Source organism: uncultured Actinobacillus sp. (genome assembly GCF_945915845.1).
Taxonomy (GTDB): domain Bacteria; phylum Pseudomonadota; class Gammaproteobacteria; order Enterobacterales; family Pasteurellaceae; genus Exercitatus.
The window spans coordinates 16,901-29,321 of the sequence record NZ_CAMEFX010000016.1 but is presented as its reverse complement, the minus strand read 5'-3'; the positions used below and the strand labels follow the sequence as shown (position 1 = coordinate 29,321).

Sequence of the window (12,421 nt, the reverse complement as noted above, 5' to 3'; positions counted from 1 at the left end):
CATTAGAGGTGTTTATCTTTCAATAAGAAAGGGGGTATATACAATACCCCACTTATATAAAAGTTACATTAAGCATTTACTTTTCGGCGAGCCACTACAGCGTCATTAAGTTCACTGAGTAAGATTTCCGTATCTTCCCAACCGATGCAGGCATCAGTGATACTTTGTCCATAAGTTAAAGCTTTACCTTCAACCAAATCTTGGCGACCTTCAACAAGGTGACTTTCTACCATTACGCCAAAAATTTGTGTTGAGCCGTTGGCAAGTTGGTGGCAGACATCTTTACAGACTTCCATTTGTTTTTTGAATTGTTTGCTGCTGTTTGCATGGCTGAAGTCCACCATAACATGCCCCAATCGACCTGATTTTTCGATGCTTTCGCAGACTTTTGCTACGCTTTCTGCATCATAGTTAGTGCCTTTGTCGCCACCACGTAAAATAATGTGGCAGTCTTCATTACCTTTTGTGGTGACGATAGCGGAATGACCAAATTTTGTCACAGATAAGAAATGATGTGGTGCTTCTGAGGCACCAATCGCATCTAGGGCAATTTTTACCCCACCATTTGTGCCATTTTTAAAACCAACCGGGCAAGATAAACCTGACGCTAATTCGCGGTGAACTTGTGATTCGGTGGTGCGCGCACCAATTGCCCCCCAGCTCATAAAATCAGCCACGTATTGTGGTGTGATCATATCTAAAAACTCACCGGCTGTCGGTAAACCTAAGTCATTGATATCCGATAATAACTTACGCGCTACACGTAAACCGTCATTTAATGCATAAGTATCATTTAAGTGCGGATCGTTAATTAAGCCTTTCCAACCTACAGTTGTACGCGGTTTTTCAAAATAGACGCGCATAATAATTTCAAGGTTGTCTTTGTATTTGTCACGTAATGGTTTTAAGCGGTTGGCATACTCTAATGCCGCTTTTGTATCATGAATAGAACAAGGACCGATGATGACCAATAGGCGATCATCTTCGCCATGAATAATATCATGGGCTTTTTTACGTGCATTTTTTACAGTTTTAATCGCCACTTCGCTTGCAGGGAATTTTTCTAATAAAGCGATAGGGGGCAATACTTGTTCAATATTAGCAATGCGCGTGTCGTCATTAGCAAAGCGTACTTCATTTTTGCTTTTTGGCATAATTTACTCTCTATTTATGTTGTATTTGAAAATATGAGCATTTACACAAGAAAACCGCACAAATGCTCGAAAGTGCGGTTAGTTTAACACTATTTTCTTGTACTGGTAAAGTAGTACAAGAGATTTTATTAATGCCCACTTAAAATTTGAGCAGGCTGTAATTTTGCAGCGCGGCTTGCAGGATATAAGCTTGCCATTAAGCTGAGAATTAACGCTGATAACAGGACAAATCCCACATCTTGCCAGTGCAACTCACTCGGTAGAAAATCTACGAAATAAATTCCATCTGATAACAGTTTTCGTCCAATAAGTTGCTCTATTCCTTGAATCAGTGCGGTTAAATTTAAACTTAAAAATACCCCTAATAGGATTCCAATTAAACAGCCTTTCATTCCGGCTTGTAAGCCGTACCATAAAAAAATACGTTTGATAAAACCATTATTGGCCCCCAGGGTTCGCATAATCGCAATATCGCTCGCTTTATCTTTCACGGCCATAATCAACGTAGAAACAATATTAAAACAAGCCACCCCAATGACAAGCACCATGGCGATATACATCACTGTCCGAATAAGTTGGATATCATGATACATATAGCCAAATTTACTCATCCAAGTATTTAAGTTGAGTAATTGCGGATAATGATTTAAGCTAGAATAATCAATATGTTGCATGGAAAAAGGTTGTGTGACTTTGAGGTCAAAGCCGGTAATTTGATCGGGTTGATAACCTAAAAAATGCTGTGCTTGTGCCAGAGAAATTAAGGCATAACTATGATCTAATTGACCATCTAAACGCAAAATCCCTGTCACTTGAACACGTTCACGGCTAGGCTGTGCCATCTCGCCGCGGTTATTTTGCGAAATCAGCAAGGTCACCCAATCACCGGCTTGAACCTCAAGTTCCTTGGCAATACCATAACCTAAAACCAAACCGCCCTGTTGAGTAAAGTTTTGCCACCCCTGTTCAAGCACAAATTTCCCCAAAGCACTCACGCTATCTTGCTCGGTAGAGTTCACCCCTTTTACTTGTACCACTTTCATCTTGGCACCATTTTCTATCAACGCAGTAAAGGTGACATAAGGCGATATGCCTTGAATATGTGGAATTTTTTCAAGGGTTTGCGCAAGTTGCTGATATTGTGAAATAGGTTCATTGTAACCGGCGGTAATTTCTGCGTGCGGCACGACAGCAAGAATGCGATTATTCAGTTCTCGCTCAAATCCATTCATTGCACTTAATCCTAAAATTAACACCGCGACACCAAGGGCAATACCTAAAGTAGAAAAAAAGGAAATCAAAGAAACAAGACGATTTCGCTGCTTCGCGCGCTGGTAACGCCAGCTAATGAAAAAAGGCGTATTCATATTAACGCTCCGCTCGCAATACACCATCTTGCATGGTCATACAACGTTGTAATTTTTCCGCTAATTGTAAATCGTGCGTAACCAATAAGAAGGCGATGCCTTGCTCTTGATTTAATTGCTGAATTAATTCAAAAATACTTTCTGTGGTTTTACGATCGAGATTACCTGTGGGCTCATCAGCTAAAACCAATGCAGGGTTGTTCACCAAAGCACGCGCAATCGCCACACGTTGACGTTCGCCCCCTGAAAGTGCGGAGGGTTTATGGCTAATTCGATGAGAAAGCCCCACGGCTGCCAGCATTTTTTCTGCACGGTCTTGTGCTTCCGTTTTATTTTGACGGCCGATGAGCATGGGCATTAATACATTTTCCAATGCAGTAAAATCCGCCATAAGATGATGAAATTGATATACAAAGCCAAGGTATTGATTACGTAATTTTGCCAGCTCATCACTACTCGCTTTTTGCAATGACTGACCTTTAATAAACACTTCCCCTGAAGTTGGCTGATCTAACCCCCCCAGGGTGTGCAATAAGGTGCTTTTACCTGACCCCGATGCGCCAACAATCGCCACCAACTCACGGTCGTTTAGTTGAAAAAAAACATCCTTCAGCACTTCCGTTTGAATCGTGCCTTCGGTGTAGTGTTTTGTGATGTTTTGACAAGTTAATAGTGTGTTTTTCATTTTATTTAGTTTTTTTTATTTCAATTGGGTTTCGCACAATGGGCGACTTACTTTCTTTACTCGTGTAAAGAAAGTAAGCAAAGAAAAGTAGGAAAGCCCTACTCATATCTCAATGCTTCTGCCGGTTCCACCTTACTTGCCCTATAAGCCGGGTAAATTGTCGAAAGCAATGCTAATCCAAGAGAAAATGCAATAATCACAATAATTTGTAACCCATTGATTTCAGTGGGTAAAGACACGCCCATAGGGTTAATAACATTTAATAGGGGGGCGAGATTTAAGGTGATTAAAATCCCTAAAATTGCACCAATAAGCGTGCCTACTGCGCCCACTAAAAAACCTTGTAAAATAAAAATCCGGCGAACCTGACCTTTGGTTAAACCTTGGGTTTGTAAAATGGCAATTTCCCCTTGTTTATCCACCACCATTAGGCTTAAAGACGTGACGATATTGGAAACGGCAACGATAATAATCAGGCTAATTAATAAGCCCATCATATTTTTTTCCATACGAACCGCTTGGAAAAACTCACCTTTTTGCGCGCGCCAGTCAATAATTTGCCATTGCTGCTCAGAAAAAATGGTAGGAAGTTCAGTAATTTGAAATGGATCCGTTAAGAATAAGCGTACACCTTGTACTTCATCAGGTTTAATACGCATTAAACGCCCGATATCCGCCAAATTCGCAAAGGTTTCATAGCCTGCGGCTTCGCTCTCAGACACATAAATATCGCTCACTGTGAATAAACGCTGAGCTGGCACGCGACCAAAAGGCGTGTATTGGCTATTCTCCGTTAACATTAACCGCACTTTGTCACCGACATGAAGCCCTAACTTTTCCGCTAGGGTTGCACCAATAATGAGCTTAAATTCCCCTATGGGCAATAAACTTTCCAGTTGAGCCTGATCCAAATAATCTAAGAGTGGATCATCGGTTGCATGTTGCACGCCAATTACCGTACCAGCACTCACACCTTGCGTAGTTTGGTAAATGGCGTTGGTTGTATTAATCGGTGTTACTGCCTCAATCCCTGTTATTTTTTGTAACTGGGGCAAAGGGATGTTTGCTTCTTTTAAGTCAAAATTTCCCTCTTTTTGCATAATAATGGCGTGGGGAATGTGCGATAAAAGCTGTTGTTTTTGGTAATTCTCCAACCCATTCATCACAGAAAGTACGATAATTAATGCCATGACGCCTAGCACAATACCGCTACTGGCTAAATTGGTAACTAAACGCCCAAAACGATCCGCACTTTTTGCACGCCAATAACGTAAGGCGATAAATAAAGAAACACCTAAATTCATTATTTTCCTGTTCTTACAAATTCTTCTAAATTTGACCGCACTTTTCCCACCAGCGTGGTCACTGCGCTATCTGATGCCCAAGCGATATGCGGTGTTATAATTAAATTTGGCATCGTCTTCGCCGCTAAAATTAAGGGATTGTCTTTTTCCGGCGGCTCTTTGGCTAAGACATCTAAAGCTGCCCCGGCTAATTTTCCACTTTCCAATGCGGCTAAAAGTGCACTTTCATTCACCAAGGGACCACGACCGGTATTAATTAAAAATGCGCCCGGTTTGAAATGTGACAAGGTTTCTTCATTAATTAAATTTTCAGTATCTGCCGTTAATGGACAATGTAATGTGACAATATCCGCCTGTGCTAATACCTCATAAAATGCGGTATAACCTTCACGGCAAGTCGTCTCATTTTTGTGTTCAGCATAAAGCACTTTCATCCCCAGCAATTCAGCCAAACGCCCGACTTCAGACCCTAAGCTACCTTTACCAATAATGCCTAGCGTGGAACCCCGCACATCCGTAATAGGATGGTCAAAATAACAAAATTGTGGGCTTTCCGCCCATTTGGCTTGTTGTTGATCGCGGTACCATAAATGCAAACTGTGTTTTAAGGTGAAAATTAGACCTAATACATGTTCCGGCACTGTCACCGCAGAATAGCCGGCGACATTTTTCACCACAATACCCAACTCACTTGCCGCCACTAAATCAATATTATTAGTGCCTGTTGCCGTTAATGCGATCAATTTTAGTTTAGGCAACTGTTGCATCACCTCGCGATTAAACACGACTTTGCTCGTAATAACAATTTCAGCGTCTAACGCACGTTCAATCACTTGATTGGCTGAAGTCGTTTCATATTCCACCCATTCATGTTCAAAATCAGGGCGCGGAATAGATAAATGACTTGGTAATGCTGTACTGTCAAGAAACACGATTTTCATCACCTTCTCCTTGTTACAGAATTAAACAAAAAATGAATTATCATTACACAGATGAGCGCGAAGCCCATCTTTATAACAACAGAGCAACAGTAAATAGACTTAAATTGATGTATCTAATTCAGGGAAAGATTTGACTAAATCATCAATCGCTTTCATTTGGCTCACAAATCCCTCAAGTACGGATAACGGCAATGCCGAAGGTCCATCGCATTTGGCTTTATTCGGATCAGGATGCGCTTCTAAGAATAAACCGGCAATCCCCACGGCCAAACCTGAACGCGCTAACTCTGTGACTTGCGCTCGGCGACCGCCGGAAGCCGCACCAAAAGGATCGCGACATTGTAGCGAATGCGTCACATCAAAAATGACCGGCGAACCTTTTGAGGCTTTTTTCATCACGCTAAAACCCAACATATCCACAATTAAATTATCGTAACCAAAGTTAGTACCGCGATCACATAAAATCACTTTATCATTACCACATTCTTCGATTTTCTCAACGATATTTCCCATTTGCCCCGGGCTTAAAAATTGCGGTTTCTTCACATTAATCACAGCCCCTGTGCGTGCCATCGCTTCCACTAAATCGGTTTGGCGCGCTAAAAAAGCAGGTAACTGAATGACATCAACCACATCTGCAACAGGTTGACATTGATGAATTTCGTGTACATCGGTAATAATTTTTACCCCAAACGTCTCTTTTAATTCTTGGAAAATTTTCAACCCTTCTTCCATGCCGGGACCACGATAGGAATGAATTGATGAACGGTTTGCTTTATCGAAAGAAGCTTTAAATACATAAGGTACACCCAATTTGTTCGTTACTTCTACATATTTTTCACAAACCTGCATTGCCATATCACGGCTTTCAAGCACATTCATTCCCCCAAATAACACAAAAGGTTTGTTATTTGCCACATCAATATCGCCAATTTTTACGATTTTATTTGTCATTTTGTTTTGCTCCTTATCAATATTTTTCATTAATTGTTCGTTGAACAATATCCCAGACGCGTTTTTTAGAAACTTCAGGCGTAAAAAAGCGTCCTGATTGAATATCTTTGCGAGCCGCTTCAACCTGTTTTTCTAGCTCCCTTAGTTCTTCATCTTTCATTTTTTCTAACATAAACGCTCCTTAACTGGTACTCAGTTTAATAAATCTGTTTCTAATTCTTTTTCCATATCCGGTAACTGTGCCATTAACATATAAGCGGTCGGATCTTCCGGACATTGGTCAATAAAATACTGCAAGTCTTCTACCGCAGCATGATAAGCCCCCATTTGCGCCAATACCAATCCACGATCACGTAATTCATAGGCTTTTTCTTTTGGGGTCTTAGTATAACGCAAACGATTTTCAATATATTTAAATGCCGCATCATTCATTTCTTCCCGAATTAAACAGCTTTTTGCCATTTGCGCAAAGCGTTCGGTTAAATCACGAGGCTCAGCAATCGCTAATTCATCAGGGGTTAATTGCGCCCCAAAGCCAAAAGCCCCTTGGTATAATTTCTGTAAATCTTCTTGGCTTAAATATTGACCATTCCAAGGATCAATAAATGCCGTTTGATTATCCACATCCGCACGTAAAATTAATTGTGTAGGAAATAATACAGGATAAATCGGCAAATCTAATTTATCTGCTAAATACAGCAAAATACAACCTAAACTAACCGGCATACCCTGCTTGCTTCGTAGCACATAACTCATATATAAATTTTCGGGACGGAAATAAGTGTTAGGATCACAATAAAACCCCCACTCCCCATACATTAATTGCAACAACTGATGAATTTTCTCTTTTACATCCGCCTCGGCCGGAATCGCTTTACGGGCTTTACGAACCAAACCGCCCATCATGGAGCGAATTGTGCGCAAATCTTCTCCTTCATCTGATGTCGTAATCAGATAAAAGCTTTCCATTTCTAAATAAAGTGCTTGTTTATCGTATTTCATCATTTTAATCGTGCTAAGGTAACGCGTTCATTGTCGCCATAATCTTTTACCGTTGCAACCATTTCCCACAAATTATTATCAAAAAAAGACCGCACTTTTTCCCCTTGCTGCCAGCCATGTTCTAAAAGCAACCAACTGGCGGAATTTAAATAATCCGGTGCCTGTTCAATAATATGGCGCAAATCCTTATACCCTTCTTCTTCAGACACTAACGCCGTCAAAGGTTCAAAACGCACGTCTCCTTGTGTTAGATGTATATCTTGTGAATCGATATAAGGGGGATTAGTGACAATCAAATCAAATTTTTCCGTCACATTTTCAAACCATGAACTTTGACGAAATTCCACTTGTGGCAACTGATTACGCAAGGCATTACGTTGTGCCAACGCGACTGCATTCGGTATTAAATCTACCCCCAAAACTCGCGAGTTTTGACCGCGCTTTTTCAATTCATCCGCTAATGATAACGCAATGGCTCCTGTTCCTGTGCCTAAATCTAAAATCATAACAGGTTCTTTTAAAGGTAATCGATTTAATGCCTGCTCTACTAAAATTTCGGTATCGGGACGTGGAATAAGGGTATCGGACGATACTTCTAAATTTAATGTCCAAAAATCAACTTCCCCTAGGATATAAGCCATAGGTTCGCCTGTGGCACGGCGCGTTAAAAGTGCGGTGAGTTTTTCTAGGGTTTGCGCGTCTAATTCTGTTTCAGAAAAGGCCAAAATTTGGGATTTGGATTTTTGCGTAACGGATTGCAACAGCAAATGCACATCGACTTTCGCATTAAGATAGGGATCATTTTTTAGGTTTTCTGAAAGAAAGATTGCTGCGCGATTAAGCCATTGTTGATAGTTCATTCCCAATTTCCAAAATGTCCGCAAAATCTATTGATATCGCTATTTAACAAGCGAAAAGGACAGGCATAAAGCCTGTCCCTACGCATACAAATTAATTATTTTCTGACAAGGCCGCCAACTGATCTGCTTGATATTCAGTAATAATTGGTTGGATAAGCTCGTCAATTTTCCCGTTCATTACCTCGTCTAAACGATAGACGGTTAAGTTAATACGGTGATCGGTCACACGACCTTGCGGATAGTTATAAGTACGGATTTTATCCGAACGGTCGCCAGAACCTAAAAGATTACGGCGCGTATCCGCTTGTTCTGCTGCTTGGCGTTCCTGTTCCACTTGAACAATACGCGAAGCCAAAACGGATAAGGCTTTCGCTTTGTTTTTGTGCTGTGAACGTTCGTCCTGACATTCCACCACAATACCCGTTGGAATATGGGTAATACGCACTGCGGAATCTGTGGTATTTACGTGCTGACCACCTGCGCCCGAAGAACGGTAAGTATCAATGCGCAAATCTGCCGGGTTAATTTCAGGCATTTCGCTTTCAGGCAATTCAGGCATAACCGCCACCGTACAAGCAGAAGTATGAATACGTCCTTGGCTTTCGGTTTTAGGTACGCGTTGCACACGATGACCGCCCGACTCAAATTTCAGCTGACCATAAACCCCTTCACCTGAAATTTTCACAATGATCTCTTTATATCCGCCCTGTTCACTTTCGTTGGCAGACATTTCTTCAATGCGCCAGCGTTTGCTCTCGCAATAGCGGCTGTACATACGATATAAATCGCCGGCAAAAATCCCTGCTTCATCGCCACCGGTTCCCGCACGGATTTCTAAATAAGCATTAAATTCATCGTGGGGATCTTTTGGTAATAATAAAATCTGCAAATGATTTTCAAGGCTTTCAATTTCCGCTTTATTTTCCGCAATTTCTTCCGCTGCCATATCCTTCATGTCAGGATCATCCAGCAATAATTGCGCTTCTTCGATATCCGTATTCAGTTTTTTCCAACGATTAAACGTTTTCACCACTTCTTCTAACTGCGCATATTCCTTTGAATAAGCACGGAATTTATCTTGATCGTTGATCACTGAAGCATCGCCTAATAACGCCTGTAATTCTTCGTGACGTTCTGAAAGGCTGTCTAATTTACTGATAATACTGTCTTTCATTAAAAACCTATGATGTGTTGAATTCTTGTTAATGAGTAAAAAAATCGGCACATTCTATCATAAATTCAACCTGAATACATTGACTTTTCTATGGGTTCTTCAGTAGATTATGACGGTTTTATTTTCGGAGAAAATTTATGCGAATTTATATTATGCGTCACGGTGAAGCAGAAATGCTTGCGCCTTCGGACAAAGAACGTCATTTAACCCCGCTGGGCAAAGAACAAGCGGCAGAGCAAGGGCAATGGTTAAAAACTGCTTTAAATTCTACCGCACTTGATAAAGTGATCGTAAGTCCTTATGTGCGCGCGTTGGAAACCTTTGAAGCCATTAATGCTGAATTCAATCATACCCTTAGCGATTTAACCGAATCTTGGGACAACGTCACACCTTACGGTAATCCTGAATTGGTTCGTAATTATTTAGATGTGTTAGCGGAAGAAAATAATGGCGATAACTTGACCATTCTCATTGTGTCTCATTTGCCGCTTGTGGGGGAATTAGTCAAAGAATTTTGTGGGAAAAATACCGTGAGTTTTCATCCTGCCACAATAGCCGTCATTGATTGGGATTGGATGAATGACAAAGGCGTATTAGTTGAAGCCAAATTACCAAGCGCAATATCCGTTTATTAAGCAAAAACAAAAAACAATATGGGGCAACAACTGCCCCATACTTAATGTTTTCTTATTTATTAATCAGACTCAAAAATTCTTTACGTGTTTCGCGATCATCTAAGAACACACCGCCAAATGCCGATGTCACTGTGTAACTATTAGTGTCTTTAATACCGCGACATTTTACGCAGAAATGGGTCGCTTTCATATAAACCGCCACATCTTCCGTTTCAAGAATCGTTTGAAATGCCAATAAAATTTGTTCCGTTAAACGTTCTTGAACTTGAGGGCGTTGAGCAAAGAATTGCACCACACGATTGATTTTTGATAACCCGATCACCCATTTTTTCGGGTAATACGCCACAGAAACCAACCCGTCAATGGTCACAAAATGATGCTCACAGGTGCTGGTTAAGGTTACATCATTCACCAATACCATTTCGCTCACTTTCATGCGGTTTTCAATATTGGTAATTTTGGGGAAGTTCGCGTAATCCAAACCGCTAAAAATTTCGTCCACATACATTTTAGCCAAGCGCGTAGGGGTTTCTTCCAAACTATCGTCCGTTAAATCCAAACCGATTAATTCCATCACTTCGCGCATTTTTTGCTGAATTTCAGTACGGCGTTCATCTTTCGCCATACGCAATGTTTTCATTGGGGTTTCAATCCCCTTTTCAATTAAGGCAGCACGAACTTTTTCCGCTTCTGCTGAAATCGCCATTTTTTTATCCTTTAATACTTTTTATTCTTAGAGCCAAGTCAAAATTAATGGCGCATTCTAGCAAAATCAGCAAGAAGATTAAACAAAGCGCGGTCTTTTTTTTGGTAATTTCACTAAATTAGGGTAAACTAGAGCGCGTTTTTTACATCACAAATCTATTTTATTCGGAGATAAAAATGGCAAAAATTGCAACTATCGTTGATGTTCTACAGGGTAAAGTAGCCATTGGCGAAAAAGTAACAGTGCGCGGTTGGGTTCGTACACGCCGCGATTCAAAAGCAGGTTTTTCATTCTTAGCGGTTTATGACGGTTCTTGTTTTGACCCGATTCAAGCGGTAATCAATAGCAATGTAACAAATTATCAAGATGAAGTATTGCGCTTAACAACCGGCTGTTCTGTTATTGTGACAGGGGAAGTGGTTGCTTCACAAGGGGAAGGTCAAGCAGTCGAATTACAAGCGGAAAGCGTTGAAGTCACAGGTTGGGTAGAAGATCCGGATACCTATCCAATGGCAGCAAAACGCCACTCTATCGAATACCTACGCGAAGTAGCTCATCTTCGTCCACGCACGAATTTAATTGGTGCGGTAGCGCGTGTTCGTCACTGTTTAGCGCAAGCCATTCATCGTTTCTTCCACGAACAAGGCTTCTACTGGGTGGCGACTCCATTAATCACCGCGTCAGATACGGAAGGTGCGGGCGAAATGTTCCGTGTTTCAACGCTAGATCTTGAAAATTTACCACGCACAGATAAAGGTGCGGTGGATTTTTCACAAGATTTCTTTGGCAAAGAATCCTTCTTAACGGTTTCAGGTCAACTTAACGGTGAAACCTACGCTTGTGCTTTAAGCAAAATTTACACCTTCGGTCCAACGTTCCGTGCGGAAAACTCAAATACAACCCGTCACTTAGCAGAATTCTGGATGGTTGAACCTGAAATTGCTTTTGCAGATTTAGCTGATAACGCTAAAGTGGCAGAAGATATGTTGAAATATGTGTTCAAAGCGGTATTAGCAGAACGCCGTGACGATTTAGAGTTTTTCGTTAAACACGTAGATAAAGATGTGATCACACGTCTTGAAAACTTCATCAACTCACCATTTGCACAAATCGATTATACAGATGCGATTGATGTGTTATTAAAATCAGGCAAAAAATTCGAATTCCCGGTTTCTTGGGGTATCGACCTATCGTCTGAACACGAGCGTTATTTAGCGGAAGAACATTTCAAATCGCCGGTAGTGGTGAAAAACTATCCGAAAGACATTAAAGCTTTCTACATGCGTTTAAATGATGACGGTAAAACCGTTGCTGCGATGGACGTGTTAGCCCCGGGAATTGGTGAAATTATCGGTGGTTCACAACGTGAAGAACGTTTAGATGTATTAGATAAACGCATGGTGGAAATGGGCTTAAAACCTGAAGATTACTGGTGGTATCGTGATTTACGCAAATACGGTACCGTACCTCATTCAGGCTTCGGCTTAGGATTTGAGCGTTTAATCGTGTATGTGACCGGCGTACAAAATATCCGCGATGTTATTCCATTCCCACGCGCGCCACGTAACGCGAATTTCTAATTTGACCTATAAATTAACCGCACTTTTAATGTGCGGTTTTTTATCTTAACTAAACACTG

Annotated in this window: 13 protein-coding genes; 2 read left to right on the top strand and 11 right to left on the bottom strand. The window is 41.0% G+C overall.

Going from position 1 to position 12,421, the window contains the following annotated elements; all coding sequences use genetic code 11:
• Nucleotides 1-68: 68 nt before the first annotated feature.
• The 10 genes from aroG to prfA all read right to left on the bottom strand — a co-directional run bounded on the left by aroG (nt 69) and on the right by prfA (nt 9,441).
• Complete coding sequence (aroG, locus tag Q0O89_RS05600; protein ID WP_293730744.1) at nt 69-1,154, bottom strand: 3-deoxy-7-phosphoheptulonate synthase AroG; 1,086 nt, start codon at nt 1,152-1,154, stop codon at nt 69-71.
• Between the two features lie 128 nt (nt 1,155-1,282).
• A complete protein-coding gene (lolE, locus tag Q0O89_RS05595) occupies nt 1,283-2,521 on the bottom strand; it encodes a lipoprotein-releasing ABC transporter permease subunit LolE (protein WP_293730743.1) in 1,239 nt (412 codons plus the stop codon).
• 1 nt (nt 2,522) lies between these two features.
• Nucleotides 2,523-3,206 carry a lipoprotein-releasing ABC transporter ATP-binding protein LolD gene (lolD, locus tag Q0O89_RS05590; protein ID WP_293730742.1) on the bottom strand — a complete coding sequence of 228 codons (684 nt, stop codon included), beginning with the start codon at nt 3,204-3,206 and terminating at the stop codon, nt 2,523-2,525.
• A 98-nt stretch (nt 3,207-3,304) separates the two neighbouring features.
• A complete protein-coding gene (locus tag Q0O89_RS05585) occupies nt 3,305-4,510 on the bottom strand; it encodes a lipoprotein-releasing ABC transporter permease subunit (RefSeq protein ID WP_293730741.1) in 1,206 nt (401 codons plus the stop codon).
• On the bottom strand, nt 4,510-5,451 hold the full coding sequence (locus Q0O89_RS05580) for a 2-hydroxyacid dehydrogenase (RefSeq protein WP_293730740.1): 942 nt from the start codon (nt 5,449-5,451) through the stop codon (nt 4,510-4,512). Before Q0O89_RS05580 ends, Q0O89_RS05585 begins: the two co-directional genes overlap by 1 nt.
• A gap of 99 nt (nt 5,452-5,550) precedes the next feature.
• Nucleotides 5,551-6,405 carry a 3-deoxy-8-phosphooctulonate synthase gene (gene kdsA / locus Q0O89_RS05575; RefSeq protein WP_293730738.1) on the bottom strand — a complete coding sequence of 285 codons (855 nt, stop codon included), beginning with the start codon at nt 6,403-6,405 and terminating at the stop codon, nt 5,551-5,553.
• A 16-nt stretch (nt 6,406-6,421) separates the two neighbouring features.
• Nucleotides 6,422-6,577, bottom strand: a complete 156-nt coding sequence (locus Q0O89_RS05570) for a hypothetical protein (RefSeq protein WP_293730737.1) — start codon at nt 6,575-6,577, stop codon at nt 6,422-6,424.
• Between the two features lie 20 nt (nt 6,578-6,597).
• Nucleotides 6,598-7,407 carry a SirB1 family protein gene (locus Q0O89_RS05565; RefSeq protein ID WP_293730756.1) on the bottom strand — a complete coding sequence of 270 codons (810 nt, stop codon included), beginning with the start codon at nt 7,405-7,407 and terminating at the stop codon, nt 6,598-6,600.
• A complete protein-coding gene (gene prmC, locus Q0O89_RS05560) occupies nt 7,407-8,267 on the bottom strand; it encodes a peptide chain release factor N(5)-glutamine methyltransferase (RefSeq protein WP_293730736.1) in 861 nt (286 codons plus the stop codon). Before prmC ends, Q0O89_RS05565 begins: the two co-directional genes overlap by 1 nt.
• Nucleotides 8,268-8,358: 91 nt before the next feature.
• Nucleotides 8,359-9,441: a peptide chain release factor 1 gene (gene prfA, locus Q0O89_RS05555; protein ID WP_135710059.1), complete on the bottom strand. Its 1,083-nt coding sequence runs from the start codon at nt 9,439-9,441 to the stop codon at nt 8,359-8,361.
• Between the two features lie 137 nt (nt 9,442-9,578).
• Between prfA and sixA the strand changes: the two genes are divergently transcribed.
• Nucleotides 9,579-10,076 carry a phosphohistidine phosphatase SixA gene (sixA, locus tag Q0O89_RS05550; protein ID WP_276984670.1) on the top strand — a complete coding sequence of 166 codons (498 nt, stop codon included), beginning with the start codon at nt 9,579-9,581 and terminating at the stop codon, nt 10,074-10,076.
• Nucleotides 10,077-10,128: 52 nt separating this feature from the next.
• On the opposite strand, the gene folE is transcribed toward sixA, so the two are convergent.
• Entirely contained in the window at nt 10,129-10,782 is a 654-nt protein-coding gene (gene folE, locus Q0O89_RS05545) for a GTP cyclohydrolase I FolE (protein WP_135710061.1), read from the bottom strand.
• 176 nt (nt 10,783-10,958) lie between these two features.
• Here folE and asnS point away from each other — a divergent pair, with 176 nt between their 5' ends.
• Entirely contained in the window at nt 10,959-12,362 is a 1,404-nt protein-coding gene (asnS, locus tag Q0O89_RS05540) for an asparagine--tRNA ligase (RefSeq protein WP_293730732.1), read from the top strand.
• Nucleotides 12,363-12,421: the final 59 nt, after the last annotated feature.

Bases quoted from the DNA above. Each gene is read 5' to 3' on its own strand.
- aroG (WP_293730744.1), bottom strand. From the start codon at position 1,154: ATGCCAAAAAGCAAAAATGAAGTACGCTTTGCTAATGACGACACGCGC.
- lolE (WP_293730743.1), bottom strand. From the start codon at position 2,521: ATGAATACGCCTTTTTTCATTAGCTGGCGTTACCAGCGCGCGAAGCAG.
- lolD (WP_293730742.1), bottom strand. From the start codon at position 3,206: ATGAAAAACACACTATTAACTTGTCAAAACATCACAAAACACTACACC.
- Q0O89_RS05585 (WP_293730741.1), bottom strand. From the start codon at position 4,510: ATGAATTTAGGTGTTTCTTTATTTATCGCCTTACGTTATTGGCGTGCA.
- Q0O89_RS05580 (WP_293730740.1), bottom strand. From the start codon at position 5,451: ATGAAAATCGTGTTTCTTGACAGTACAGCATTACCAAGTCATTTATCT.
- kdsA (WP_293730738.1), bottom strand. From the start codon at position 6,405: ATGACAAATAAAATCGTAAAAATTGGCGATATTGATGTGGCAAATAAC.
- Q0O89_RS05570 (WP_293730737.1), bottom strand. From the start codon at position 6,577: ATGTTAGAAAAAATGAAAGATGAAGAACTAAGGGAGCTAGAAAAACAG.
- Q0O89_RS05565 (WP_293730756.1), bottom strand. From the start codon at position 7,407: ATGAAATACGATAAACAAGCACTTTATTTAGAAATGGAAAGCTTTTAT.
- prmC (WP_293730736.1), bottom strand. From the start codon at position 8,267: ATGAACTATCAACAATGGCTTAATCGCGCAGCAATCTTTCTTTCAGAA.
- prfA (WP_135710059.1), bottom strand. From the start codon at position 9,441: ATGAAAGACAGTATTATCAGTAAATTAGACAGCCTTTCAGAACGTCAC.
- sixA (WP_276984670.1), top strand. From the start codon at position 9,579: ATGCGAATTTATATTATGCGTCACGGTGAAGCAGAAATGCTTGCGCCT.
- folE (WP_135710061.1), bottom strand. From the start codon at position 10,782: ATGGCGATTTCAGCAGAAGCGGAAAAAGTTCGTGCTGCCTTAATTGAA.
- asnS (WP_293730732.1), top strand. From the start codon at position 10,959: ATGGCAAAAATTGCAACTATCGTTGATGTTCTACAGGGTAAAGTAGCC.